The following is a 25,287-nucleotide window of genomic DNA, read 5'->3' as shown; positions in this document are numbered from 1 at the left end:
TTGACTGCTTGACATGAATCAGAACTTCAAATATACTTGACATATATCAATCATATTATTTTATTTGATATATGTCAAGTATATTTACGTGAGGTAAATCTATGGATGAAAATATCATTGCAAGACCCGATTCATCAAGAATACAGCTTGAGCTAAGCCTTGGCGCGCAGCTCAATGTGCTGCTAAGTGCATCCCATGCGTTAAACGTAAGAACGGCAGCCGTTTTTGACTCGACATTACAACCAGCTGCTTTTCTGATCGTCCGCTGGCTTCTGTCCAACGGACCAGCCACAGCTACTCTTTTAGCCGAATCGACCGCTATGGACCGAAGTTCTGTGAGCCGCCTTGTCACCCAGCTGAAGCACTTAGGCTATGTTAAAAGTGAGACTTATCCGGAAGACCGCCGTGGAGTATTGTTATCTTTAACAGAAACCGGCCGTGAAAAAGCGTTAATGGCTATTAAGGAAAAAGAAGAAGAATTTTATAAGCGCATTTCAAAATGGAAGGACTCAGACCTTGAAACATTTGTTTACATGCTCAGGTGTTTCAACGGATATGACACCAAATAGATGCTTGTTAAGCTCTGCTATGTGACACATTATATCTACTTAAGATATAGAGTGTCACATGGCATATGAAGAGTGCATGCCTCGGTTCTTCTTTCATTCATAGGTTTTCACTCTCATTGGTACAATTTTGAGAAATAATGTATCATTATAAATCAATTCGTTCCACTTTGTGTCCTAAAAATTCCTCAAGTCTCTTATCGGAGTATTGGATATTAACTGTTTTATAGATATGCTGGTATCCGCGGCCTAAAGGCCCTCGGTCAAACGGTTTATCCTTTAAATAATTCTGCTGAAATTCTCCCGAAAAACATTCGATGTATGCGTCGACGTAATCTATTGTAATTGGGAGCGTTCCATGGGCACTATAAATATCTTTAATATCATTTTCTAATCTTTTTATCTTTTTCCAGCTGTCTAGTGCCATGAAAAATGGTGCGTTTCTATCAGATTCAAAAAAGTAAATGATGACATAATCACAAATCATATCTCCAGAAAAAAGTCTCTTTTTTTCCCGATCCAGCAGCATAATGTGCCCATAAGAATGCCCTGGTGTAAATATTACTTCCAAAGTTTTTCCACCTAAGTCAAACACTTCCCCATCCTTTACAAAATGCGGAGTCAGGATTCGAAGCAGGCTCCTTTCAGTGAATGCCTTGCTATCGAAATGTTCAATGGCTTCAGGCTTATTTTCCTTCAGATAATTTACTCCCATCTCAGCTATGAACTGCCTTTCCTGTCTCGTGTCAAAGCCCATAATCTGACCGTAGTCAGGCTGATACAGCCATATATCTCCAAAATATTCACTTCCGTAGCTGTGATCAGGATCGCCATGAGTCAATACCAGCATAACAGGCAGACTGGTTATACTTCGAATGATAGGCATTATATCCTCGAATCCATAACCAGCATCAATTATGATTGCTTTTTTTTGCCCTAGGATAAGATAAAGATGCACAAGTCCAGCTTGAGTAATGACATATAAATCATCGTCCAGTTTTTGTACCTTACAAAAATTTGTTGATGTAATCATGATTATCACCTTCCCCGTATTAATAAGTATTATTTGTAGTCCCTCACCAAGGACTGCATGCAATTCTTTGGAGTTACTATGGATTGGTTTCACCTTCCTACCAAATGATTGCTTTATCACTAACTCAGATGGTGCGGTGCTATTTAAAATATTATCTATATACACATTTTATGTTTGAACAATAATTATATCAAGTACTATAATATCTAATATATACTATTGAAAATGATAGTATTAAGTTAGAAAATGAATAAAGTTGCATATTGGGTAAGGCCACGAACAATCGTCCAGCTTAAGTCAGATTTGCTAATCATATCAGCGATATGAATATTCTCTTTTTTACATATTGGAAATAAGATTCCTGTCATTAATCCAGAGGTAACAGCGATAAAAGACTTTATATCCGTCTATCTTTACTTTTGAATAATACTAAGTATAATAATTATTAAGGAGTACAATATTATTTGATTGGTACTATTCAATGTGATAGTAATGGGGGGTATATGGGAAGAAAGTCTGAAGATGATTATGTAGAAAATTGTCCAATATCAAATGTGCAAAAGATAGTCCGTGGAAAGTGGACCATGGTTATCGTGTTTTTTTTAAGCCAAGGCACTTTGAGATTTGGGGAACTTAGTAGGAAAATACCACAGGTAACGCAGGCAAATTTAACGAAAGAGCTTAGAACGCTGGAAGAATATAGGATTATACATAGAGAAATATATAAGGAAGTTCCTCCTAAAGTAGAATATTCATTAACAGAGTTGGGTGTAAAGTTTTTACCAGTGCTGAAATCCCTAGAAAAATGGGCAATTGAATATGATAAAATGTTAAAGTAGTAACAAAAAGTTATGTAGAATATATATCATGTTTTAGCATCATCAATTATATTTAGGGACGGGTGACCCATCCCCAGTTTAGTCGACACGATAAACTTATTACTGGAATAAGTATTTAGTTTGATACTCCTTAAATTAATTTTCATCTCTTAACTCTTTTAACAGTCCTTCAAACCATTGAACATTTACTAAATGATGAGAAAGTGAATTTTCTAACATTTTCCTGAAATAAGTTGAGATAGTTTCATTATTATGGATAGATTGTTCTAATAAAGAAATTTTCTTTTTGGTCTGTTCGATTTGTATTTCTATTAGTTTTGTTAGCTTCTCATCTTTATATTCATTAGCAAATAGCATTGCTGCATAGAAAGATAAATTTATATACTCTGTCTTAGAACCATACTTATACATCAGTTTTTCAAATTCCTTATCTCCTAGTTCAGTGATGATGTAATTATTCGTCTCTCTTGTATTGTCTGATTGGTTAACTTTTTTAATATATTGTTTCTCTTCTAATTGTTGAAGATTGTAGTAGAACGACCCTTTAGTAAAATTTACAATATATGTATAGTGTCTCTCTTCCATTAAGGTTAATAATTCGTATCCGTAAGAACCTGGGTTTTGCTTTAATAAACCTAAAATTAGTAAGGGTATCAATATATCACCTCCTTTATGTTCTTCATTAAAATTTTTTTAATAGTTATTTCAAAATTACAAGGTTTAATCATTGCTTGTTTACATAATTTGAGATACAAATTCCTCATATGATATTTTTCCTAATGCAAACTCCATACTTTTTATATATATTATTTCTGTTTTAGTATGAATTCTAGCATGACTAAGATTTATCAACTCATTTTCATTATTTAACGGCTTCAATACATGTTGCTTCGTAGAAAAGGCTTCAAAATATCGTAAACCAAATTTTCTTTGAGAAATTGCATCAATGTGAATGCCATCAGGATTAGAAGTTAAACCTGATGCTGTGACAAAGTAACAATTATCTTGTTCAAAAGCAAATTTTTGTAACTCTTGATTAATGAAATTATATTCAGTGCAACTTCTTCCAAATCCTTCTTTGCCTAAAAAATCCCCTAAGCCACCAATAATAATTGGAATATCTGGACAGTTCAACTCCTTTCTAAGAGCCTCAATAATTAAAAGTAACTTTTTATAATATACTTTGTAGTTACCATTAGCACTATCACTTTCTCCTTGATGCCATAGAATTCCTGTTAAATCACTGCTTTGCATAGCGAATTTAGCTTCTGTTATTGCATGTCTAAAAAGCACTTCGTCTGCAGCCCAATCATCCAGTGTACTTCCACCTTCCGCACAAGGAATTAGACCAATAGTATCTTCTTGGTTTTGACGACACCATGCATCTGCAAATGAACCGACGAGACTTATTCCTGAAACTGGTCGATCATAATTGATGGGCTCAGTCATGATCTGCCATCTACCATTACGTAACATTTGTATTCTTTCATTATAAATTGGGGGCACCTTATGAATAAACCCTCGTCCAGCCATATTGGATTGCCCTATCATTAAAAATGATTTTATCATTTTTTTCATCCTTTCTTTCGTTTAACCTTCACGAAAAATGCTTCCATTTCGTAATAAGTGTTAAGTAACTACTTATTTAATCCATTATTAGTCTAATTAGACTATTTGTCAACTATTTTTTCTTAGAAGTAAGATTTAAACTGATTGATTTTACATTCAAGCCTTCCAGGTATGCGTCGTATAAGAAAATATAAAAATCCACAAGCATTCCTGCCTGTGGATTTATGTATGTAATGGAGATAGTGGGATTCTTACCCATGACCTCACGAATGCCATTCAAGTACTCTCCTAGCTGAGCTATACATCGTTTTCATAGGGACGCACGCGAACTAAATATTTTCACTGTATTATAATGTAAAGCTTATCTTTACAATCCCCATTCTTTACCTAATTCCATGGTTGAACCTCTGTTTTTACGGCTACATGCGGCTGCTTTAAAGCTTCCTGCATCAATAAGAAAAAATAGTTATCCTGGCAGCCCTCTGCAAAGGAATAAAAGCTGTTACCAGTCAATATATATTCTTTCATTCCAAGGAGACAGCGTAACATGGCAACTTCATCATCCGTAAACCGTTCCCTTGCAAAAGGATTCCTATAGAGACATTCTCCCCCAAGATTAATGGAATAGGTAGACAAAGTATTAATATCCTGGGTAATCTGAAAGGTTTGAACTAACGGCTGGTTATCTTTGGTCAAGCTGCGTACAATATCGTCATCCATTTCCCCACGAACCCCCTGAATATTTAGATGACGGGTTCGGATTTTGGAACGGTATTGTACATTAGAGGCAAAATCATAAAAAGCTACTTTTCCGCTTTCAAATTCTATGGTGTATCTTGACCGGTCTGAGATGACGACTTCTCCATCCGTCTTAATTCCATCTCTGGAGTCGGTGACCGTCACAGGAAATTGATAGTTTTTACCATTTATTTGAGCTTTTTCAGATCCAACTCCTAACAGTTTTCGAATTAAGCTGACACCGTGATAGTCATGAGCACAGGATATGGATATGTTATGAACCTCGCCTAATATTCCTTTTTTTAGAGCCTTTAATTTCGCTTCATTAAGCGGCTGTAAAAAATACTGTTCCGCAATTTGAATCTTGGCATGTTGTTTTAAATAAGTGTCCCACAGGGAATGAAGGTCATTTAAGTTCATGGCAGGAGGTGTCTCCACTAACATTGGAATGCCATAAGGGATTAACCGTTTTATCATCTCAGGATTTCCATCCCTTCCTATGGCTATCACCACAAAATCAGGATTCGTAGATAAGCATTCCTTTATGGTCAAAGCTGCTGGAACGGAATGGGTTTTTGAAAATTCGGCAGCTTTCTCTTTATTTCGAAAGAAAACAGAGGTCACTTCAAATTGTGCAGATAGAACAAGGCCTATTCTTAAAAAAGCCATTGCCCGGAATCCATTTCCTATTATAGCATATCTAATTTTAGCCATGGGACCCTCCTTTAATTATAACAAAACCACAATAAGCCTAGTACTTAAATTCATTCTTTATTTTATGACAAATTGTAAAACTATTCAATCAAAAAAACCATGTTTTATTTGATTATTTACTTCTTCTTCATAATAAATTACCATGTTTTCATGACTTTCATAATGCCCGTTGTTATTCACAATTAGAGAAAAATAGGCGCATTTTCAAAATTGAAAATGCGCCTATTTTTGCTATTAATTTACCAAGTATCGTCTCCAATCCTAAAAGGTGTTTTTCACCGACATTAAATCAATGGAGTCAATTTCCCCATCGGAATTTAAATCATTCAAGCTTCCTGAATTACTTCCTGTACCAAATTTGAACCAGTTTAAGTTGAATAAGTATCCGCTTCCTCCCGTAAATTTTAGATATAAGTCATGCTTTCCGCTCACCCCACTGACATTGCACCTTGCAGAGCCCCAAGTTTGCCAGCCTCCGGTCCCGACAACCGGACAAGTCCCTATCAAAGTCCCGGTAGGGCTATCCAGCCTGATCTCAATATTGCCTCCGCTGGAAGCACTGGCGACTCTGGCCTGAAAGCTTGCAGAACCACTGCCGAAATCAATATTTCTGTAAACTGCATAATCCCCGTTCTCGATATATCCGACATTCACCCCACCTTCCGAACAGCTTTCGGTTTGAACTCCCGATTGGTTATCGTAACTCTCCGCTTCGATCTGTGTAAAGGCCGATCTTGGGTCAGGAGCTGGCGGAACACCCCCAGAATCTAATGCGGCACCATCAAAGGGAATGACGATAACCTTACTGCCATGACTGTCGTTGCCCAAGTCTTGGTCTTTTGCAACGTCTATCGCTGAGAGTGTCATCGCAACCACATGGCCATTCTCCATATACACATTGGGACGTTCTAATTTATTCCAATGATTGACCGTACCATTTGAATAGCGGATAAAATTCGCTGTCGGATCATAGGCGTATCCAGGTTCTAATTTCCAGTTGCTGATACCATCTTGGGAAGTGATGTGATACGCCTTACGTGTGTCCCACTTATTGACAATAATATGATAAAGGCCACCACTATACCACATAACGGGATCTTCCATGTTGACTGTCGGACAACCGGGAATCTTCGCATAAATATTGGTTCCTTGAATGGTGTAAGGTCCAAGGACATTATCAGCAATACCAATTACCCCATCTCTTTCAATCAACCCATAACGTCCATCCGGACGAAGCATAATGTAAACATTTGACGCTGTATAATTGGATGAGTAAGCGTTTGAAGCAATCGATACACTACCCAGCTTTGACCATGGCCCATCCAGGGAATTGGAGACAAAAATCTCCGCCGGCCGTCTGGTTTCACTCACAAGGATAGCATACCGTCCGTCTTTCAGTTGCAGCGGAACCACGTTGTGACCTTTACCGCCCTGATCGCCCGGCCAGCATATACCCTTGTCCGTATAAGGTCCATACAGATTGGAGCTTGTCGCATGAACAGCCACAGAGCCAAACCACCCGTTGTGACCGGCAGATTGATTCCACCGGCTGGCAAACATATGATATGTGCCATCCGGCCCCTTGATGATTCCTCCATCCCAATAAGCATACTTCGACATGGTCCTGTCTTCCAAACCGTTGGATTGATCACGAGGACCCACTGCCGCGGCGCCCCAACAGGACGACGATAGGGAATCTATTATCGGCGTCGCTTTAAAATAATCAATATACGATGAAGCAGCATGTACTACATTGAAAGATGCCAGTGATAAAACTATTCCAATAATACATATCGAAATTTTTTTCATAATCCACAATTACCTCCTTATTTGAATTTAACGGTATTGTTGTAAACAACTTTAGAGCGCACGTCTTTAAGGCAAACAAGGTAATTTCGTAATAGAAGGTACATTTTCATCAAGGCATCGTCTGTTCACCGACGCTCATATCTTCCTTGATATCTCCGGCAGTTACACCTCCACCGGTAAACTTGAACCAGTTAAGGTTGAATAAGTATCCGCTTCCTCCCGTAAATTTCAGGTATAAGTCATGTTTTCCGCTTACTCCGTTCACACTGCACATTGCATCAGCCCAAGTCTGCCAGCCTCCGGTTCCGGTAACCCGACAAGTCCCTACTAAAGGACCAGTAAGACTATCAAGCCTGATTTCAATATTACCTCCGCTGCTGGAACTGGCTACCCTGGCCTTAAATCTTTCTGCACCATTGCCGAAATCAATATTTTTGTAAACTACATAATCCCCGTTTTCTATATAACCGACATCCTCTCCTCCTTCGCTGCAGCTTTCGGTTTGGATTCCAGACTGGTTGTTGTAGCTTTCCGCTTCTATCTGTGAAAAAGCCGATGTCTCACCAGGAGTTGGAGTTACACCTGTGCCGGTGAACTTCCACCAGTTGATGTTAAATAGAAAACCGCTTCCGCCGGTAAATTTTAAGTATAGGTCATGTACTCCTGTTGCACCGCTTACATTACAGGTCTTAGTTGTCCAGGTCTGCCAACCGCCGGTACTTGAAACAGCACAAGTTCCCACCAGTTTCCCTGTCTCGCTGTCAAGGCGGATTTCAATATTCCCGCCGTTAGTAGCCGAAGCTACTCTTGCTTCAAAAGATGCCGCACCAGAACCAAAATCTACACCTTTTACTTTTATCCAGTCCCCGTTTTCGATATTACATACATCCATTCCGCCTTCACTGCATTTTTCTGTCTCAACTCCGGATTCCCAACAAATTGTTTCAGCTTCCGTTTTGACGTATGGGTCTAGATTACTAAGCTGGCCGGGACCATTTTTGGTAATTGGGATACTGGGAATTGTGCCATCTGCATTGTATTTGAATTGTTCCACGCCAACAGAACGATGGTAGCTTCCGCCTCCCGGTAAAGAACCGGTATGGTAAAAGAGGTAGGAATTTCCCTTATAATCGATTACTCCCGGATGGTTTGTATAGCTGTTTTGCGAACCCATAATAGTTCCCTTGGAGGTCCATGGCCCGGTAGGACTGTTGCTGGTAGCATAGGAAATATTTTCGGATCCTCCAGTCATACCTGCGTATACCATGTAATATAAATTATTACGCTTGTAGAACCACGGGCCTTCGATAAAATTCGCTGGTTTCGGAGATACTTGGACAATCCCGCCTGAGTATGAAATCATATCTTGATTCAACTTTACATAATAGAGGTTACCGTTCCCCCAGTAGAGATACGCCTGTCCATTGTCGTCAATGAATACGGTAGGGTCGATATCCTGCGCCCCGTTATTGGCGATTAAAGGTTTCCCGATGGGATCGGTGAATGGCCCGGTCGGGCTGTCTGATACCGCTACACCGATTACCCTTGCGCCCCCGGCGTTTTTCCGGGTCATAGGACCGTAGAAATAAAACTTCCCGTTCCTATTAATAACCTGACCAGCCCATGCATCGCCTTGCGCCCAACTGAATGTATTGTAAGACAACGGTGAACCATGATCCGTCCAGTTTTGCATGTCGGTGGATGAATAGCATCTCCAGTCATTCATGGTATAAAAATTATTGACAGTGGTATCCTCGTCATGACTGGTATACAGATAGCAAGTCCCGTTATAGACCATCGGGGCAGGATCCGCAGTATAATTCGTTTGTACGATTGGATTGTCTGCATAACACTCTGTTGAAAGAAATAAGGAAATAGCCAACAGAGAAACTACAACTTTACATACTTTTTTCATAGATTTACCTCCAATCAATATGATAATTTCGTAATACTGGAAAATCAAGTGCATCAATTACACCATCAGTAATCCCCATTCTCGATATCTTCGATATTCTGTCCGTCCTCATTAGAAGCTTCGGTTTGGATTTCAGGCTGGTTGTCGTAACTCTCTTCTTCGATCTGTGTAAATGCCGACCTCGGAGAGCCATAATCCGTAAATCCTTTCGCGCTCGCCATTTGTGCAAAATTCCACAGACTTGGTTTCCAAACAGTCCAATCGTGACCTCTTCCTGGAATTTGATAATAGGTGCAAGGGATACTATTGCTCTTGCAGAAATTAGCTATGCCGTCACTGTAAGATAAATTATCATTGGTTCCAATGCAAAGAAACAATAGCTTCATCTGCTGACGGGTAGCTGCAGGATTTGGAAACAACTTGCTGGTCGGATAGGCAACAGGTCCGCCGCCTGAAAAAGCTCCGACATAGGCGAATTTGTTCATATTTGTACACCCAATATTATATGATTGTGGACCACCATACGAGAGACCGGCAATTGCTCTGTGAAGGCGGTCAGTATAAACAGAATAGTGTGAATCGATGTATGGTATAAGGCTGTTGAGTATATCATCCGGAAGCTTACTATCAGATATTGACGATGTATTTGCGTTTGGTGTTACAATGATAAATGGCTGAATATTGCCATTAGCAATGAGGTTGTCCATAATGACATTTGCTGCGCCTCCGCCTGTAAACCAATCACCTTCACTCCCGCCGTAACCGTGCAATAGATACAGAACGCTGTATTTTTTGCTTGTTGAATATCCTGGTGGCAGATAAATTCTCGCCTTCCTCTGGCTGTTTGTTGCTGATGATTGATAAGTAATATTGTTGATCTGCCCATGCGGAATGTTGTTCCTGGCTTGGTCATATCCTGACGGCGGCATGGTTGGGAGCGCTTGCGCCGCCATTGAATTTACAGGCATTGCTAAAAGTACTGCAAGAGTGAAAAAAGCCGGTACCATTTTCCTGCCAATTTCATTCAATAAGGGTTTTAGTCTCATTTTTTATTTCCCCTTTCTTTTATATCGCCGGTATTCCATTAAGGATACACGGCAGTATGGTTAGAGTACACTCTCTTTAAAGCGAATAAGGTGATTTTGATATAACACCATCAAGATTTAAGTCCCTGGCTGCAAGGTCATTTTGTACAGGGACCTAAGTCTTGAATGGACCCGAGAAGATACATTTTCATTAAGTCAAAGTCCTTCACCCGTTAAATTGGAACCAGTTTAGATTGAATAAGTAACCGCTCCCACCGGTAAATTTCAAGTATACGTTATGTATCCCACTTGCTCCGCTGACACTGCTGGTTCTGGTAGCCCACGTCTGCCAACCGCCAGTCCCGGTGATAGAACAAGTTCCTACTAAAGGACCAGTAAGACTGTCCAGCCTGATCTCAATATTCCCTCCACTGGCTCCGCTGGCTACTCTGGCCTGGAAGCTTGTCGCTCCGGAGCCGAAATTGATATTGTTGTATACGGCATAATCCCCATTTTCAATATACCCAATGTTCTGTCCTCCTTCGCTGCAGGTTTCCGTTTGAATACCCGATTGGCTGCTGAAACTCTCCGCTTCAATCTGTGAAGACGATCCGCTTACTCGGAGCAGTGCCGCCGATTCACCCATCTTCATGCCTTGTGAATTTACTACACACAACCTGTACGTACCAGCAGTGGCTGGGGCAGTAATCGTTGTCGCAGTTCCTTCCGCTTTCGTCATCGTGGGGCCCTCGACAAAACTGGTTGTTCCGGCCGGGGCAAACCATACCGTATTTGAAGAATTCCCGCTGCTCCTTATACCTATGCTGGTCCCGGCTGCTGCTGCACAACTTGCGGGGAACACATAATCCGGTGTCGAAAGTAAGTTCGCCGGGATAATATCCCTGTATGCTTCCTGGATTCCCGAATTCAGACAGGTGGTGTACTGTGTCAAAGGCCATACGTTATCCGGTACGACAACCGGGGGATCAATTTTACTGTTTGGAGGATTAACGCCCATTTTACTAACGGTGGCATAGGTCCGCAGTATGGTCAAATCGTGTTTTTCTCCAAAATCCTCACAGTTGATGGTATACTTTACCCCAGGATCAATATCCAGTACGTTGTCATTTTCATTGATATAGGCAGTTCCTTCATCGTTATGCAAACCATAGGTCGGACCGGAGGTTGCAGGAGGAATTCCCTTGACATAGTTCTGGTTAATGTTCGTGCCCGGCATCTGTCCGATGGTATAGATGGCTCCACTGTCATGAAGCCTGGTTAAGGTATTAATAATCCGGTTATTACTTACTGTGTTGTTTTTACAGGTAGTGGAGTCAGTAAAATTACGCCAGCCCCATCCTAAATGGATCCCATTGTATGCTGTTGATTGAACATGGTTATTCGTTATTTTGAGGGTATCGACAAAGTAAGCCGTGATGGCGGCACATCCACCAAATCCGTGAGACGTGCTTATGTTGTACAAGAAATTATTGTTGATGGTGTTATTTTTACAAACCCCTTCTACTCCGGGAGCATATTTTGCATGGTTTCCACCATCTCCGATATAAACATGCTGCGGATGCCCTACCGTGATGCCGCTGGATGTAATGTCCGTGATGTAGTTGCCGATAAGACTGGAATTTATAACATCGTTTACCATGGTAATTCCATCATTTCCGCTGTGCTTTACTATATTTCTTATAAAGTTGATGGAATCGCTGCTGGTTACGTTGATCATTCCCGGCAATGTATCAACAAGATCATACTTGGTGTTGTGCCAATTGTCGTTATAAAAAGCGGTAAATGCCTGTGCAGCCTGACATGTAGATTTACCGTGTGAGCCCGCAACATTCACAAGGCTGTAATCCGTATTTTCAAAAGTAATGCCCTGAAAAGTGATATTCTTGACCCTGTTAGTCGTTGATGTTCCTGCGATATCGATCAGCTTCTCTACAACAGGAGCCTCTACATCGGCAGTGGTCATATTCTCACCTGGACGGATATAGTAATAAAGCGTTTTGGCCGTCTTGTCAAAATAAAATTGTCCAGGAGAATTTAAGAATTCGAAGGCATTATAAATCGTATGGGTACCGGAAGCACTAAAGGCTGCCCCCCACCCCGGAGTCTGTGCTATCGCCCCATAAGGCTGCTGCAAAAGAAGCACTCTATAATTGCCGGATGTAATGACATCCCTGGTACAAACTATATTCTCATTCCAGGTAGTACCATTTACGATCTCAAGGTCATCTTTGTTGCTGGCAATTGCCGGTAAATCCGATGTATTATACTGAACCCCGTCACTCTTACTGCCGCTTGTCCATGCCCAACTAGCCTGTCCTGCAGTTACGGAATAAGTCCCGTACCCTCCGCGGGCTGTAACGGTTTTGCTGGTCATCGAAGCCCTCTGGTCATTCACATAAAGGTTTCTCAATTTGGTCGAACGATTGAGTGTAGCCTTATAAATATTGCCGCTATGCTGAGTCCAGCCTGTAACTTTTGTTGCACCGTTCAAGACAGGAGTTTCACCCTGGTATGCCTGGTAATAGATCCTGTATCCGTTTGTCCCTGAATCCTGTGGTCCAAAAGTAACGGTACTGGTAATGCTATAGTTTCCGCCCCGCAAATAAATATAGATATCTCCGGTCATATTGCCGTTGATCATGCGTACAGCGTCACGCGCCTTTGCAATTGTTTTAAAGGGTGCTGCAAGCGTTCCTGGGTTGCTGTCGTTTCCTGTCGGCGAAACATAATAGGTTGCCTGAGTCGCTGCAGATGTAGTTATGGGAAAGACAGTAAAAGTAAATATGCTGCATAGTACAGTTATCAAAGAGAGAATTAATGAAACACTTTTTTTAGTAGCCTTCTTTTTTAACATACCTGTTTCCTCCTGGTTTTTAAAACATACCTTTAGTGTATAAGGTAACTTTGAAATTGCACCCAACAAGTACTTTTTAAAGACGGTAAAATCATAGGTTTTACAAGCCAGCTCACCAACCGAGGGCTTGAATCATTTTTTCAGCATATCGCTTTCCCAGGGTAACTGATGAATCATGACTAAAATGGAGACGGTATTGTGTATCGCCAGGGTCTACTACCAGACCTTTAGCAGAGACTACCGAGCAATTCGAAATCATGGAAGGCAGTTTGTTTACCAAAGTATTGTGACCTGCACAAGGACCGCTGTAAAGAAGTTCGCCGGGGATAAAAGGAACATTCCCCAGGTTTAAATCTTTTCTAAGGTCTTCTACCAGTGTTTTTACCTTGCCGGGCCAATTCGGGTCACCGCTGTTGGATTCGCCCTGGTGAAAAATGATGCCTTCAATGACGCCTCCATTTTGCTGTGCAATTTTTGCACGGTTGAGGATCCAATTATATTTGGTGCCTCCCGACTTCATAAATGTCTCGATTCTTTCACCGCTGATCGCGCAGGGTATCAGTCCAATCGTATCACCAGCCGGGACTTTCTGTATCATGGTCTTGCCAAACCAATCTCCAGGGCCGATAGCATTAAGCCATGAAGCATGAAGAGGTGGAGATGCCACATCCCACTTATTGGTTACCCGCCCGAGTGCAGCATTATTATCATACCCCAATACAAGCACGCGGGGGTCTTCCGCTCTATCAGAATCTTGTGCCAAAGCATAACCTGCCATATTGGATTGACCTAATAACAAAAAACAGTGGAATTTACCAGTTTTTGATGTTGGCGTTGTTGTCTGTACGAATGCCTGAGCAGGCGTAGAGATGAGACTTTCTTCGTTTTCAACCCCTTGAATTTCCTTACTGTATGGCGTCGTAAATTTGAACCAGTTGAGGTTGAACAGGTATCCACTACCGCCTGTAAACTTCAGATAAACGTCATGTTTTCCGCTTGTCCCGTTGACATTGCACTTTACATCAGTCCAAGTCTGCCAACCACCGGTTCCTGAAACCGGACAAGTCCCGATCAAAGTGCCGTTAATACTATCCAGCCTGATCTCAATATTACCTCCACTGGCGGCGCTGGCTACTCTGGCCTGGAAGCTTGCCGCACCACTCCCGAAATCAATATTGCTGTAACTAACATAATCCCCATTCTCGATATAACCGACATTCTGTCCGCCCTCGTTACAAGTTTCGGTTTGGATTCCAGACTGGTTATCGTAACTCTCTGCTTCGATCTGTGTAAATGCCGATTTAGGGTCAGGTGTTGGTGTTGTCTGATCCGTAAATCCTGCTGCACTCGCCATCTGGGCAAAATTCCACAGACTTGGCTTCCACACGCTCCAATCATGGCCCCTACCCGAAAGAAGCCATTCCGTGTAGCGAATATTATTGGACTTGCAATAATCTCTTACCCTATTGTTATTGGATATAAGTCCATCTGAGGTTCCGCAGGAGAGAAACAGCAGTTTTGAATTCGCCCTAACCTTAGTCCCGCCGTCAGGAAACAGCTGGTTAACCTGTTTGGTGATGGGTGAGGAAGAAAAGCCACCGATATAGGGGAACTTATCCACGTTCGGCAACCCGATATTCAGCGATTGGGCTCCACCCTGTGAAAGACCGGCAATCGCCCGGTGTTGGGCATCAGTATAAACGGAATAGTGTGATTCGATATAAGGTACAAGAGAATTCATCAAATCTTTCGTGAAATTCTCCCAACCATCCCTTACTCCAGATCCTGTTGCATTTCCGTTTGGTAATACAAGGATAAAGGGTTTAATTTTGCCGGCAGCAATGAGATTGTCAAGGATGACATTCGGTGCGCCGTTGTTGTACCACTCGTCTTCATTCCCGCCAATGCCATGCAATAAATACATGACGCTGTATTTGTTGTTCGTTGAATACCCTGGAGGCAGGTAAATTCTCGCCCTCCGCTGGCTGTTTGTCGCTGTGGACTGATATGTAATATAGCTTACCTGACCGTGTGGAATGTTGTTCTTGACTTGGTCATAGCCTGACGGCGGAAGAGTTGGGAGCGTTTCTGCCGCCACTGAACATACAGGTCTCGCAAGAAGTACAGCAAGAAGTACAGCGAATATGGAAAATGTTTGTTTCAATTTCCTGCTTATTTCTTTCATTAAGGTTTTTGATTCCATTTTTATTTCTCCTTTCTTTTTTGGTTGTTTAACAGAAAACCTACCTTTAGATTAAATTCATCATTACGTCACCATTTTAACCTCCTTCATTTTTAGTAAGTACACTTCACTCGTATTGCTTATCTTTAAGTTTTCATCCCCCCTTCACTACCTTATTTTGTATAATAAAATAAACTTATCTTTAAACCGCCGACATCCCATATGGGAGATGCACGGCAGCATAATTAGAGTATACGTAATACCATCCAGCCGAATCTCAATATTCCAACCACTATTGGTACTGGCGGCTCTAGCCTGAAAGCTTTCCGCATCACTGCCGGTCAAAATATTTTAATTGGTCGGTGTTTTATAGACACCCCGGCTTCTTACGGCCGAACTGGTCTCACCGCCGAACAACTTCCACCCAGGATGCCCTCTGTCATACGTATACGGGAAGTAGTTATAGCCAACTGAATCGAGAACGCTGGCAACCGATTGTTCAGTTGCATTCCCCATCATTAGGGCTACTTTAGCTTATATTTCAGCAAAATCATAAAACTTGACCATTTCTTTTTGTTGTTTGTAAATAACACCCAATTCGTCAAAATACTTAAGCTTCATTTTAATCGATATAAAGTGTTCATAAACAACTCGGATATATCTAACATCAATATCATTACACTTATTAAATTCAAAATTTTCGAAAAATTGAAAAGAGCTTAAACCATATGCTCTATTTTTATATCTATCATAATAACCAAAATAAACAATGTATTTATACGAATTTATACCATTCACACAATTATTAATCTGTATCAAAATATTTATTTTAAAAAAGTATTAATTTACATTATTAAAATAACATTTTTTATGTGCATTTTTTGTAAGTCGTAAAAAAAACGATACTCCTAGTCATTATATTCTGCAACACAAGTATATGTATAAATTTAATAGCACACTTCTAAAGAAAATAAAGGGCCTAAAGATGGAGAATGAAATATATAAAACCTACCGCCATTTTCGCCAAAGATCAAAAAATTAAATACTTGTCCTTTTTTAGTAAGCGTCAAATAAAATCGTGTATTTAAAAAGAGCCAACCTTCCCTTATCATTAAAGGTTGACTCTATCGTTACAGTTTATGGATCAGCGAATCCCAGGGTATGTAATCTTCCAGATATAATTCTGTGATATCCATGTGATTTGTGCTTTTCATTTATTTCGATTTTTAATTGTGTAAGAAGGTCACGATTAATTTCGTACTGGTTCCTTTTCCCTTTTCTATTTTTCCTTTTATAATATCCAGATTGATTAACACTCATTAAATTACATAGATATGTAACAGAGTATTGGCTTTTAAGAGTATGAACTATTTTAAAAATCACGTCGTGTGAAATAACGAATTCCCTGTTTACTAGCAACTCTGACAAAAATACCTACAATGGCAGATATGAAGAAAAACCAAGCCACATTACCTATCCCTTGTTGTTCCGCAAATAAAGATAAATATGTTATAACTCCACTAACAACAATGCCAATAAAAAATATTAGTAGGGACTGTAACAAAACTTTTTTATCAAATAAACTATACGATATCTTGTTCGTTTCATTTTCGCTAAAATCTTTCTCTTGTGTTCTATTTTTTGTAATTCCTAAAATAAGTAGAACTGCAATTAATAGGATAATTGCTCCCGATGAGAATAAACCATTAAAATCAAATTTATTAAGCATGAAGATTCCAAGCATGGGACCAATCGACATGCATATTGTTTCACCTATGCCAAAATAGCCCATCCCTTGTAAGCTCCATCAAGCGCGACGGGCGGGTGTCGGTATAGTCATCTAAGTTTTCATAGTACTGTCGCATGGGGGGCCTCCTTTCACAATAGAATAAACTCCTTGATCTCCTTACTGGTAAGCGGTCGACGCAATACGATGCTGGCTGCTTGTACAGGCGTAAGCTTTAAAGACTTACTTAAATCCCATAACTCACTTAAAGTAAAGGTTCCTGGCCTTGCACGTTTGTTCTGGATCGTCCACTGAGTGATTCCCAGCTTAACTGCTACATTCTCTTCATAAAGACAATAAAGATCCATATTACTGGAGATACAGGCTCTTTCTACCCTGCTTAACGCCTCTTTGTGGCTTGGCTTTAACTTTGGCACTCGGCTTCCTCCTTTCATATTTCATACAGGTATACCTTCGGCTCCTTTCCGGACATTGGATCCAGCAGGACTTACAGGAATACGAATTACACAGCCCCATATCTGATTGCCATTTCTTTTACGATGGCCGTGTGCCCTTCAATCAGCTTCTTATCTTCGGCTATGATATCCACCTGAGAAAGCTTGTCCCTCTTCGATTTACAAATATCCTCATCAGCCATGCGTCGGCGTTTATTGGTAAGACGCTGCTTCAGACTGACTCCCATCCGCTTTTCCAGAAACTCATAGCTTTCTGCACGAACCTGTTGAAATGTTTGTCCACCACCTAGCTCCTGAGCAATCTTATTAATGAGATTCCTGGTGTCTTCTCGCCATGAGGTGGTATTCAGTGCAACAACTTCCCTGATGCTATACACCCGATTGTTTACGGCTTCCATCTACTTCGCCTTACGTTTCTGCTCCTGCTCCACTTTTATCATGTACTGAAGCTGAGGGGACATGTCCTGAAACTGGACAAGCATTTTCTTGGCTCCATCCTCTACGTATACAAAATAGTCCCTTGCAATCTTGCCCTTTGCAGAGCGCGAGCTCATGGATAGATGTTTTGCAAAATCCGTTGTAAACTTGTAATCTCGGCATTCATTACCGTTCGTCACAATGACGAACCCCCACCAGTCCTTACCTTCATCATAGAATTCGTTTTCTTCTATGTTCGTTTTTGCCCATCTGGAAAAATTACTTTTGTCCATTCCTAAAAATTCATGCAACATTCTTTCTGTGTCATTCCATCAATGTCAATTCCCAGAGCAATTTCAATAGGGGTCAGGGTTGATGGGTCTACTATTGGTCGATTTAATAAATCATTCATCCTTTGTCCTCCTTTAATATTAGTTCATTTTTTTGAACTTTTGATTTAAAAAAACATTCAGGAATATCTTTTTCACATAAGTGTAACTATTTAATAGCCATATAAATGTCAGTTTGTTTCCAGCTTCTCTCGCGTTAAACTTTAACGACGTTGTACGCTCTGACCACCCCATGGCGTCAGCAAATTTAGCTTGTGAATCAAACATTTCAATAATCTTTCCACGCAGCTTATTATAATTAAATGGCATATCTTTTCTCCTTTCCTTAAGTTCAACATTTTTAACTATCTGTATCATAACATTACACAAATTTGTTATCAATGTAGAATTCAACATTTTTAACTTTTGTTTTTTCTATTGAACTTTTGTATAACTTGTGATATATTTACAATAGAAGGGCGGAATAAATTATGAAAAACGAAAATACTGCTACCCGTTTAAAAAAAATAATGAATGATAGAAATTTACGCCAGATTGATATTCTGAACTTATCAATTCCGTATTGTGAAAAATACGAAGTAAAAATGAACAAATCCGATATCAGCCAATACTGTGCAGGTAAAACTGAACCTAATCAGAATAAATTGTTTGTTCTTGGAAAAGCCCTCAATGTAAATGAGGCTTGGCTTATGGGTTACGATGTCCCCATGGAACGAATAGATGAGGATGCAGCTAAGAAATATAAAGAACAAATGAAGAATTATGCAAAGAAGTGGAATAATCAATATTTTGAGAAAAAGGCTTTTGAATCTTTTTCACAACTCAACGATGTCAACAAAAAAAAAGTGATTGATTATAGTCAAAATCTTCTCAACATACAAATAGCTGAAGAAGAACAGCGACACCTCATCCCAAAAACTTCCCATGAAAGAACAGATGTAGAAGTAACTGAAGAAATGAAAAAGCACGATGATACTTTCTTTGAGGAATAATTTAATGATAAAAGATTAAAATAGCCAATGGCTTTTTAATAAATACAAAAGAAAAAGGGGAATAGCTATGAAAATAAAAACCATTATTTTAGGGTGCATGGTATGTTTAGACATTGGATTCATTATGAACTTCCATAAGTATGATGCTCGAAATAAGATTTTTTGCTCTCTGTTTTTTGTTGCTACTATTTTAGTTTTTATCTGGATATGTGCAAACCGGATTAAGCGCTTAAAAATGTCTAAGCAAAATGAAGTAGAAAATCAGTATTCTATACAATGCTTTAGATCTGGAATGATACCTCGCCTAGAAGTATCAACATTACTTTTAAAGGAAGACGAATTTTCTAGTTTTGAATGCGATACATATGCGAGTGTTTTAAAAAACAAACGGGTAGGAAGTATTGAGTCAAACGAAGGAGCTAGTGTTAGAGTAACTAATAGGGTTTATCTCAACAGTGGTAAATCGGGAAGTAAAGAAATATATAAAGATGTTGCGGAAAACTATCAAGGTAGATTTATAGTTACTAACAGAAGACTTGTATTTATAAGTTCTGGTCTAGGATTTGAAATTCCATATTCTAAATTAACTAGTGTTTATTCATCAGTTAATACCTTGAATATACAATCTGAAGATAAAAGCTATGGCGTCAGTATATGTTCACCTGAAGTAATAGAAGAATTGATTAAAGCAATAATTCGTATATAAAATAAAAAAACCGCCCGGTGCTACCAACACCGAACGGCTTTACATATAGATTTTCTCTTACCAGATTTACCGAAAAGATATATCTATCATAGACACAAGGATTATATCATTTTTGGAACGTCCTGGCAAGGGGGCGTTATTTTTATACCCAAAATTGAAATGAAATGATAATATGGCAACGGCAAAAAAATTACCGTCTGGCTCTTGGAGGGTTCAGGTTTACAGCCACACCGAAACAATTCTACAACCAGACGGTATAACAAAGGACAAAAGAATCTACAAATCTTTTACCAATGATGATCCTTTTCCAAAGGGGAAGCGCCAAGTTGAAAAAGAAGCTGCTTCTTGGGCAGCAAACAAAGAAATGGGATCAAAAAGCTATAATAAAACTATTGGTGAAATGATACAGGATTATTGCATTGCTAAAAGCAATGTTCTCTCCCCTACTACTGTCATCGGGTACAAATCTATAAAGGATAATATGATGGTAAGTATATCTGATTTAGAAGCTGATCGTTTGGGAAGTGACAGGATTCAGCAATGGATAAATGAATTTTCCATTGACAAATCACCTAAGACAGTGAGAAATGCTTACGGTTTATTGGTTGCCGCCTACGACTTATATTACCCTGCAAGGCGTATAAAAGCAAAGCTACCACAAAGAATCAAAACTAATACATATACTCCATCTGACGAAGATGCAAAAATACTTATGGAGCACTTCAAGAAGGACAAGTAGATGTTTAAAGCGGTTTGTGCTGCTGCGTTCGGCACACTCCGACGATCCGAAATCTGTGCACTTACCACTGAAGACGTCCGGGGTAACATCGTTTCTGTCAACAAAGCCAAGGTGCGAGCCTCAAAAGACGAATGGATAATAAAAACGACAAAAACCGTTTCAAGTACCAGGGAAGTTATAATGCCTCAGTTCGTTATTGTCATGATGCCGACAACAGGAAAACTTGTTGACGTCGGAGCACCTGACAATATATTAAACCGGTTCGCAAGAGCTATAAGAAAACTTAAACTTGGCAATATACGTTTTCACGACTTGCGTCACTATGCAGCATCAATAATGCACGCCCTCAATGTTCCGGATCAGTATATTATGCAGCGCGGAGGTTGGTCATCAGAGAAGACATTGAAACAGGTTTACCGTGGTACAATTGACAATTATGAGCAGAAATATGTTGATATTACGTTAAAACATTTCGAAACTATGCAACACGAATTACAACACAAAAATAAAGAGGCCTAGTAATTACTAGACCTTTGTCGTGGAGATAGTGGGATTCGAACCCATGACCTCTTGAATGCCATTCAAGCGCTCTCCCGATATGTCGGGTGTGCACCCCCAAAAGCATTTAACTATCTTATAATTGAGGAGGCTAGTCAGCTAGCCATGTTTTATGGAGCATCCACCGGTTACACCTAATTGTTTAGTGTACCTGCAAATGCTGAGAGCTTATTAACTTTAATGTAGCATACTATTCAAGTACTTTCATCATTTTTTGTATCACGTCAGAATATATAATATTTATTTTGTATCCCCTTGAGATCTCAACCCGCATTAACGTAGAAGAAAGAATCATCTTTTTAGCCTCGCTACTGCTTATATCAAAAATTCTTGACCAGATGCGAATAGAATTATATATTTTCGTAGTCTCAAAAACGTGCTCTTTCGCATCTGACAACTCACAGCTCAAATATCTGTGTTCATCCTCTGTTTGAAGAAGGATATGGTAAGCATCATCAGCAAGGCTGTCTAAAAGTCCAATTGGAATCTGTCTGGTTCCATTAATTGTTTCTTTTACTTTCTGTTTGACCGCTGAATAATCTGCATAAGCTTTTTCTTTTTTTAATTGTGCTGTATTCAGCTTTAGTTGAAGGTCACGTATACGCTCTTCTTGAATATTATTTATGGAGGCGGAACTATTCATAGCCTCCAACATGCTCAAAGTTTTCATAAACATTTCTTCTACTGCTTTGTCAACTATGTGCATTGTATAACCTGTTTGACCATCGCACTCCATATGTTTCCTGGTTTTGTTGTAGCAGATATATCGTATCCGTTTAACACCCTTGGCGTCTCCATTATTAATCCTTACTACTTTTCCGTTGGTAGTAAGCACCAGTCGACCACCACAATGACCGCAGAAAATATTTCCTGATAATAATGACTGACCCTTGGTATTCAAAGAAATGACACGATTTGCCTTGTTGCTTGTTGACCGCTGTCTCATAATGTTCTGTGCCTCTTCAAAGATCTCTGGTGAGATAATACGAAGGTTCTCAAAAGGGGCTGAAATTGAATCACCACTGCGAAGTACTCCTATGTACTGTACATTATGTAGCATAATACCAATCGTGGTTTCACACCATTTTTCACCTTTCCGGTTTTTATATCCGTGCTCGTTGAGATAACCGGCTATTCGACTTCTTCCATAGCCATAACTGACACACAGATCAAACATTGTCCGCACAGCCTGTGCTTCCTTCTCGTCAATAACCAGGCAGCTGATTTCCTTATTGTGCTTGTTAAATTTCCCGGTCTTTTCCAAGCTGTATCCGTATGGTACCGTTCCTCCTCGAAACCGACCTTCTCTAACCATTTGTCCTAAGGCAGTTTTCGTCCGTATAGAAGTTTTTTTACTCTCCCCAGAAGCTTGCCAATACCGTATATAATTCAGGAGATAGTCAGTATGATTATCAAATCTTTGTTCTCCTTCGTTTACACTCCAGACTCTGATTCCATGCTGAACAAGCCATTCCACTACAAATGGTGTTTCTTCAGCTCGACGTCCTATTCTATCAAACATAAATACCAGAAGAATATCAAATCGATGCTGCTCAGCATGTTGTCTTATAAGCTGTAGTTTGTCACGGTTGGCGGCACTGATGCTAAATCCGGATATACCATTTTCCTGCTCTTCTCGAATTACATTCCAACCCATTTGTTCTGCAAATTTTCTACATGCTTTGCGTTGCATTGGAATATCCGCTTGCTTTTGATCATCTAGATCTACTTGTTTCGTTGTCGATACCCTGTATAGACAATACACTTTTTCAGCCATTTTGTCCGTCCCTTCATAATGTTAAGAGAATTGGACACTTGATATTTAGTTTCCAAGGAGCACTTACATTCAGGGCATAGCTAGTATCATTGCCTTTTAATCATAGGCTATGATACTTTATTTTCATCTACACTGTCAATCCCGTCCAGAAATTGCCGGATGTTCAGGTTCAGTTCAATATTTAGTTTATATCCGTCAAAAACATTTACACGTTTAATGATACAATTTGTAATCATTTTCTTGATTTCCATGTCGCTGTCATCAAAAATCTCTGACCAAGTACGGATTCGAGAAAGTTCGTTTTTCATTTCCTCCGCTTTTTCGTTTACATGCTCAAGCTCTGCATTCAATATTGTCAACCGTTTGCTGGTCGCGAGAACCTTATCACGACTCTCGTCTACAAGTTCCGATAAAACCTCCATTGGCATTTTACTTTTTCCCTGAACCGCCTTAACCACCTCTGATTTAAGTGATTCATATTCTGTATTTGATTTGCTATTCTCAGCCTTAATCCGTTTTATCTCTGCTCTAATCTCCGCCATATGGCGGTCTTGAGTGCTACCGACAATTTGATTGTCAGATGCTGCTGACATGCGGTCAAAAATTTGATGCAGCAATTGTGTTACTGCGTCATCCAGTAAGTGCATGGTATATCCGGTTTGTCCATCACAGTCTTTACGGCGTCTTGTCTTATTGTAGCAAATATACCGTATCCGTTTTACACCTTTGCTTTCACCATTTGCAAGTTTAACTACTTTACCATTGGTTGTTAATACCAGACGTCCTCCGCAATGCCCACAAAATACATTTCCGGATAAGAGTGACTGCCCTGAGGTGTTTAATGGAGCGGTTCTCTCGTCCTTTTTCTCATTGACCCGCTCCTCCATCAATTTCTGTGCAAGATCAAAAGTATATGGATCTATAATCTGTAAGTCCTTGAATGGTTCTGAATAAGATTTTCCACTTCGTAGTATGCCTTTATAAGTAATATTTTTTAGAATCGCTCCAACTGACGATTCATGCCAGTTCGCTCCATTCCGGGTTTTGATTCCTTTGTCGTTTAATAGCATTGCAATACGCCAGCGGCCGTATCCGGAGGATACGCATAGACTATACATCATGCGCACTACTTCAGCTTCATCATCATCTACCACCAGCTTATTTACTTCGTGCTTGCGCTTGTTAACGACTCCGCTTTTCTCAAGGCGATATCCATAGGGTGCAACGCCTCCTCGAAAACGCCCTTCCTGAACCATCTGTCCAAGAGCTATTCTCGTTCTGATAGAAGTTTTCTGACTTTCACCGTCCGCCTGCCAGAAGCGAATATAATTTGTAAGTCGATCCGTATGAGACTCGAAACGCTGTTCACCTTCGTTAACACTCCATACTTTAATACCTTTCTTTACAAACCATTCCACTACAAATGGGGTTTCCTCGGATTTTCTTCCGATCCTGTCGAACATGAAAACCAGAAGAATGTCGAATTTACCCTTTTCAGCGTGGTCTCTGATTAGCTGAATTTTATCTCGGTCAGCCGCACTGACTTTATAGCCAGAAACACCATTTTCCTGTTCCTCACGAACGATGGTCCAGCCCATATGTTCAGCAAAATCATGGCAAGCTTTTCGTTGCATGGGAATATCAGCTTGATTTTGATCATCGTGATCTACCTGTTTTGATGTTGAAACTCTGTATAAACAATAAACTCTCTCAGCCATTTGTATCCGTCCTCTCATAATAAGATGTTGTGTGAGAGACCGGACACTTGATATATGAAATTTTCAAGGTTCAGGTGGCTTTCGCCAGCTTTATTATCTCACACTAACCTCCAGAAAGCTATATAAATAGCGGTTTATAGCTTGTTTTCAATTTAAAAAGGTCATTCAAACATTCTTAACTCTATATGCTTTAATCAAAGTCTGCTTAATGAAGTTTGACACTTCTGTATTGGGATTTGATGTAAATTGCAGGATGACAAGTCTACCATTTATAATTATTTTTAGGGATTCATTCTTTTGATTTTCAATTTTTTTCATAACAACACCTCCAATTCTATGAAAATTATTTATAAGTTTCCAGAGCAATATGACTCCCCAGAGGAAATAAAATCATGCTCTTTCTTCTTCCTTCATAAAAGTCTGCCGTCCTTTTAATGTAAATGCACTAGGAACTCTGCATTAGAACCAACTTTTCAATTCAGCTTTTATCTAAATTATTGGACAGTGAAATTTGTAACCGTTCATAGACTCAGCATAAAAAAGATGATATAATTGTAAAAATA

Annotated in this window: 24 protein-coding genes; 6 read left to right on the top strand and 18 right to left on the bottom strand. The window is 39.8% G+C overall.

Translation table 11 applies throughout. The features are described from left to right. Positions 1-101: 101 nt before the first annotated feature. Positions 102-569: a MarR family winged helix-turn-helix transcriptional regulator gene (locus T546_RS0100265; protein WP_026889896.1), complete on the top strand. Its 468-nt coding sequence runs from the start codon at positions 102-104 to the stop codon at positions 567-569. Positions 570-714: 145 nt separating this feature from the next. Here the strand turns inward: T546_RS0100265 and T546_RS0100260 are convergent, their stop codons facing one another. Beyond that, entirely contained in the window at positions 715-1,719 is a 1,005-nt protein-coding gene (locus T546_RS0100260) for an MBL fold metallo-hydrolase (protein WP_242842159.1), read from the bottom strand. Positions 1,720-2,102: 383 nt separating this feature from the next. Here T546_RS0100260 and T546_RS0100255 point away from each other — a divergent pair, with 383 nt between their 5' ends. Next, positions 2,103-2,438, top strand: coding sequence for a winged helix-turn-helix transcriptional regulator (locus T546_RS0100255; protein ID WP_026889894.1), 336 nt, complete (start codon positions 2,103-2,105; stop codon positions 2,436-2,438). 135 nt (positions 2,439-2,573) lie between these two features. Here T546_RS0100255 and T546_RS0100250 read toward each other — a convergent pair whose 3' ends face one another. The 14 genes from T546_RS0100250 to T546_RS25795 all read right to left on the bottom strand — a co-directional run bounded on the left by T546_RS0100250 (position 2,574) and on the right by T546_RS25795 (position 18,591). Further along, positions 2,574-3,095, bottom strand: a complete 522-nt coding sequence (locus T546_RS0100250; protein WP_026889893.1) for a PadR family transcriptional regulator — start codon at positions 3,093-3,095, stop codon at positions 2,574-2,576. 78 nt (positions 3,096-3,173) lie between these two features. Continuing rightward, a complete protein-coding gene (locus T546_RS0100240; RefSeq protein WP_330371836.1) occupies positions 3,174-4,016 on the bottom strand; it encodes a sialate O-acetylesterase in 843 nt (280 codons plus the stop codon). A gap of 103 nt (positions 4,017-4,119) precedes the next feature. Beyond that, positions 4,120-4,287: a hypothetical protein gene (locus tag T546_RS25210; RefSeq protein WP_156951267.1), complete on the bottom strand. Its 168-nt coding sequence runs from the start codon at positions 4,285-4,287 to the stop codon at positions 4,120-4,122. A gap of 107 nt (positions 4,288-4,394) precedes the next feature. After that, entirely contained in the window at positions 4,395-5,459 is a 1,065-nt protein-coding gene (locus T546_RS0100230; protein WP_026889891.1) for a Gfo/Idh/MocA family protein, read from the bottom strand. 261 nt (positions 5,460-5,720) lie between these two features. Continuing rightward, positions 5,721-7,079: a carbohydrate-binding protein gene (locus T546_RS22465; protein WP_330371835.1), complete on the bottom strand. Its 1,359-nt coding sequence runs from the start codon at positions 7,077-7,079 to the stop codon at positions 5,721-5,723. A 298-nt stretch (positions 7,080-7,377) separates the two neighbouring features. Next, a complete protein-coding gene (locus tag T546_RS22460; RefSeq protein WP_084326026.1) occupies positions 7,378-9,183 on the bottom strand; it encodes a glycoside hydrolase family 43 protein in 1,806 nt (601 codons plus the stop codon). A gap of 65 nt (positions 9,184-9,248) precedes the next feature. Then, entirely contained in the window at positions 9,249-10,229 is a 981-nt protein-coding gene (locus T546_RS22455; protein ID WP_051629482.1) for an alpha/beta hydrolase-fold protein, read from the bottom strand. Positions 10,230-10,434: 205 nt separating this feature from the next. Then, positions 10,435-13,083 carry a carbohydrate-binding protein gene (locus T546_RS22450; RefSeq protein WP_242842158.1) on the bottom strand — a complete coding sequence of 883 codons (2,649 nt, stop codon included), beginning with the start codon at positions 13,081-13,083 and terminating at the stop codon, positions 10,435-10,437. Between the two features lie 112 nt (positions 13,084-13,195). Then, entirely contained in the window at positions 13,196-15,286 is a 2,091-nt protein-coding gene (locus tag T546_RS24435) for a sialate O-acetylesterase (RefSeq protein ID WP_051629481.1), read from the bottom strand. A gap of 1,351 nt (positions 15,287-16,637) precedes the next feature. Next, complete coding sequence (locus T546_RS0100200) at positions 16,638-17,057, bottom strand: MFS transporter (protein ID WP_026889890.1); 420 nt, start codon at positions 17,055-17,057, stop codon at positions 16,638-16,640. Between the two features lie 86 nt (positions 17,058-17,143). Continuing rightward, positions 17,144-17,428: a hypothetical protein gene (locus T546_RS0100195; RefSeq protein ID WP_026889889.1), complete on the bottom strand. Its 285-nt coding sequence runs from the start codon at positions 17,426-17,428 to the stop codon at positions 17,144-17,146. Between the two features lie 86 nt (positions 17,429-17,514). Next, positions 17,515-17,865: a hypothetical protein gene (locus tag T546_RS25660; protein WP_207641298.1), complete on the bottom strand. Its 351-nt coding sequence runs from the start codon at positions 17,863-17,865 to the stop codon at positions 17,515-17,517. Then, positions 17,866-18,177: an antA/AntB antirepressor family protein gene (locus T546_RS25655; RefSeq protein ID WP_207641297.1), complete on the bottom strand. Its 312-nt coding sequence runs from the start codon at positions 18,175-18,177 to the stop codon at positions 17,866-17,868. 138 nt (positions 18,178-18,315) lie between these two features. Continuing rightward, a complete protein-coding gene (locus T546_RS25795) occupies positions 18,316-18,591 on the bottom strand; it encodes a DUF739 family protein (protein ID WP_242842157.1) in 276 nt (91 codons plus the stop codon). A 113-nt stretch (positions 18,592-18,704) separates the two neighbouring features. Here T546_RS25795 and T546_RS0100175 point away from each other — a divergent pair, with 113 nt between their 5' ends. The 4 genes from T546_RS0100175 to T546_RS24420 all read left to right on the top strand — a co-directional run bounded on the left by T546_RS0100175 (position 18,705) and on the right by T546_RS24420 (position 21,190). Then, complete coding sequence (locus T546_RS0100175) at positions 18,705-19,226, top strand: transcriptional regulator (protein ID WP_026889888.1); 522 nt, start codon at positions 18,705-18,707, stop codon at positions 19,224-19,226. A gap of 67 nt (positions 19,227-19,293) precedes the next feature. Next, the gene (locus T546_RS0100170; protein ID WP_026889887.1) at positions 19,294-19,932 is read left to right on the top strand and encodes a PH domain-containing protein; all 639 of its coding nucleotides are present in this window, start codon (positions 19,294-19,296) and stop codon (positions 19,930-19,932) included. A gap of 172 nt (positions 19,933-20,104) precedes the next feature. After that, on the top strand, positions 20,105-20,671 hold the full coding sequence (locus T546_RS24425; RefSeq protein ID WP_051629479.1) for a hypothetical protein: 567 nt from the start codon (positions 20,105-20,107) through the stop codon (positions 20,669-20,671). Next, positions 20,672-21,190, top strand: a complete 519-nt coding sequence (locus T546_RS24420; RefSeq protein WP_051629477.1) for a site-specific integrase — start codon at positions 20,672-20,674, stop codon at positions 21,188-21,190. It abuts the gene before it with no gap. 229 nt (positions 21,191-21,419) lie between these two features. Here the strand turns inward: T546_RS24420 and T546_RS22420 are convergent, their stop codons facing one another. The 3 genes from T546_RS22420 to T546_RS25205 all read right to left on the bottom strand — a co-directional run bounded on the left by T546_RS22420 (position 21,420) and on the right by T546_RS25205 (position 25,042). Further along, complete coding sequence (locus T546_RS22420; RefSeq protein WP_034597366.1) at positions 21,420-23,006, bottom strand: recombinase family protein; 1,587 nt, start codon at positions 23,004-23,006, stop codon at positions 21,420-21,422. 107 nt (positions 23,007-23,113) lie between these two features. After that, the gene (locus T546_RS0100155) at positions 23,114-24,724 is read right to left on the bottom strand and encodes a recombinase family protein (protein WP_026889886.1); all 1,611 of its coding nucleotides are present in this window, start codon (positions 24,722-24,724) and stop codon (positions 23,114-23,116) included. A 165-nt stretch (positions 24,725-24,889) separates the two neighbouring features. After that, complete coding sequence (locus T546_RS25205; RefSeq protein WP_156951265.1) at positions 24,890-25,042, bottom strand: hypothetical protein; 153 nt, start codon at positions 25,040-25,042, stop codon at positions 24,890-24,892. Positions 25,043-25,287 lie beyond the last annotated feature (245 nt).

This window comes from [Clostridium] aerotolerans DSM 5434, from assembly GCF_000687555.1.
Classification (GTDB): domain Bacteria; phylum Bacillota; class Clostridia; order Lachnospirales; family Lachnospiraceae; genus Lacrimispora; species Lacrimispora aerotolerans.
The sequence above is the reverse complement of the archived record's forward strand: the minus strand, read 5'-3'. Positions and strand labels throughout refer to the sequence as shown.

Bases quoted from the DNA above. Each gene is read 5' to 3' on its own strand.
- T546_RS0100265 (WP_026889896.1), top strand. From the start codon at position 102: ATGGATGAAAATATCATTGCAAGACCCGATTCATCAAGAATACAGCTT.
- T546_RS0100255 (WP_026889894.1), top strand. From the start codon at position 2,103: ATGGGAAGAAAGTCTGAAGATGATTATGTAGAAAATTGTCCAATATCA.
- T546_RS0100240 (WP_330371836.1), bottom strand. From the start codon at position 4,016: ATGAAAAAAATGATAAAATCATTTTTAATGATAGGGCAATCCAATATG.
- T546_RS0100230 (WP_026889891.1), bottom strand. From the start codon at position 5,459: ATGGCTAAAATTAGATATGCTATAATAGGAAATGGATTCCGGGCAATG.
- T546_RS22465 (WP_330371835.1), bottom strand. From the start codon at position 7,079: ATGTCGAAGTATGCTTATTGGGATGGAGGAATCATCAAGGGGCCGGAT.
- T546_RS22460 (WP_084326026.1), bottom strand. From the start codon at position 9,183: ATGAAAAAAGTATGTAAAGTTGTAGTTTCTCTGTTGGCTATTTCCTTA.
- T546_RS22455 (WP_051629482.1), bottom strand. From the start codon at position 10,229: ATGAGACTAAAACCCTTATTGAATGAAATTGGCAGGAAAATGGTACCG.
- T546_RS22450 (WP_242842158.1), bottom strand. From the start codon at position 13,083: ATGTTAAAAAAGAAGGCTACTAAAAAAAGTGTTTCATTAATTCTCTCT.
- T546_RS24435 (WP_051629481.1), bottom strand. From the start codon at position 15,286: ATGGAATCAAAAACCTTAATGAAAGAAATAAGCAGGAAATTGAAACAA.
- T546_RS0100200 (WP_026889890.1), bottom strand. From the start codon at position 17,057: ATGGGCTATTTTGGCATAGGTGAAACAATATGCATGTCGATTGGTCCC.
- T546_RS25660 (WP_207641298.1), bottom strand. From the start codon at position 17,865: ATGGAAGCCGTAAACAATCGGGTGTATAGCATCAGGGAAGTTGTTGCA.
- T546_RS25655 (WP_207641297.1), bottom strand. From the start codon at position 18,177: ATGGACAAAAGTAATTTTTCCAGATGGGCAAAAACGAACATAGAAGAA.
- T546_RS25795 (WP_242842157.1), bottom strand. From the start codon at position 18,591: ATGATACAGATAGTTAAAAATGTTGAACTTAAGGAAAGGAGAAAAGAT.
- T546_RS0100175 (WP_026889888.1), top strand. From the start codon at position 18,705: ATGAAAAACGAAAATACTGCTACCCGTTTAAAAAAAATAATGAATGAT.
- T546_RS0100170 (WP_026889887.1), top strand. From the start codon at position 19,294: ATGAAAATAAAAACCATTATTTTAGGGTGCATGGTATGTTTAGACATT.
- T546_RS24425 (WP_051629479.1), top strand. From the start codon at position 20,105: ATGGCAACGGCAAAAAAATTACCGTCTGGCTCTTGGAGGGTTCAGGTT.
- T546_RS24420 (WP_051629477.1), top strand. From the start codon at position 20,672: ATGTTTAAAGCGGTTTGTGCTGCTGCGTTCGGCACACTCCGACGATCC.
- T546_RS22420 (WP_034597366.1), bottom strand. From the start codon at position 23,006: ATGGCTGAAAAAGTGTATTGTCTATACAGGGTATCGACAACGAAACAA.
- T546_RS0100155 (WP_026889886.1), bottom strand. From the start codon at position 24,724: ATGGCTGAGAGAGTTTATTGTTTATACAGAGTTTCAACATCAAAACAG.
- T546_RS25205 (WP_156951265.1), bottom strand. From the start codon at position 25,042: ATGAAAAAAATTGAAAATCAAAAGAATGAATCCCTAAAAATAATTATA.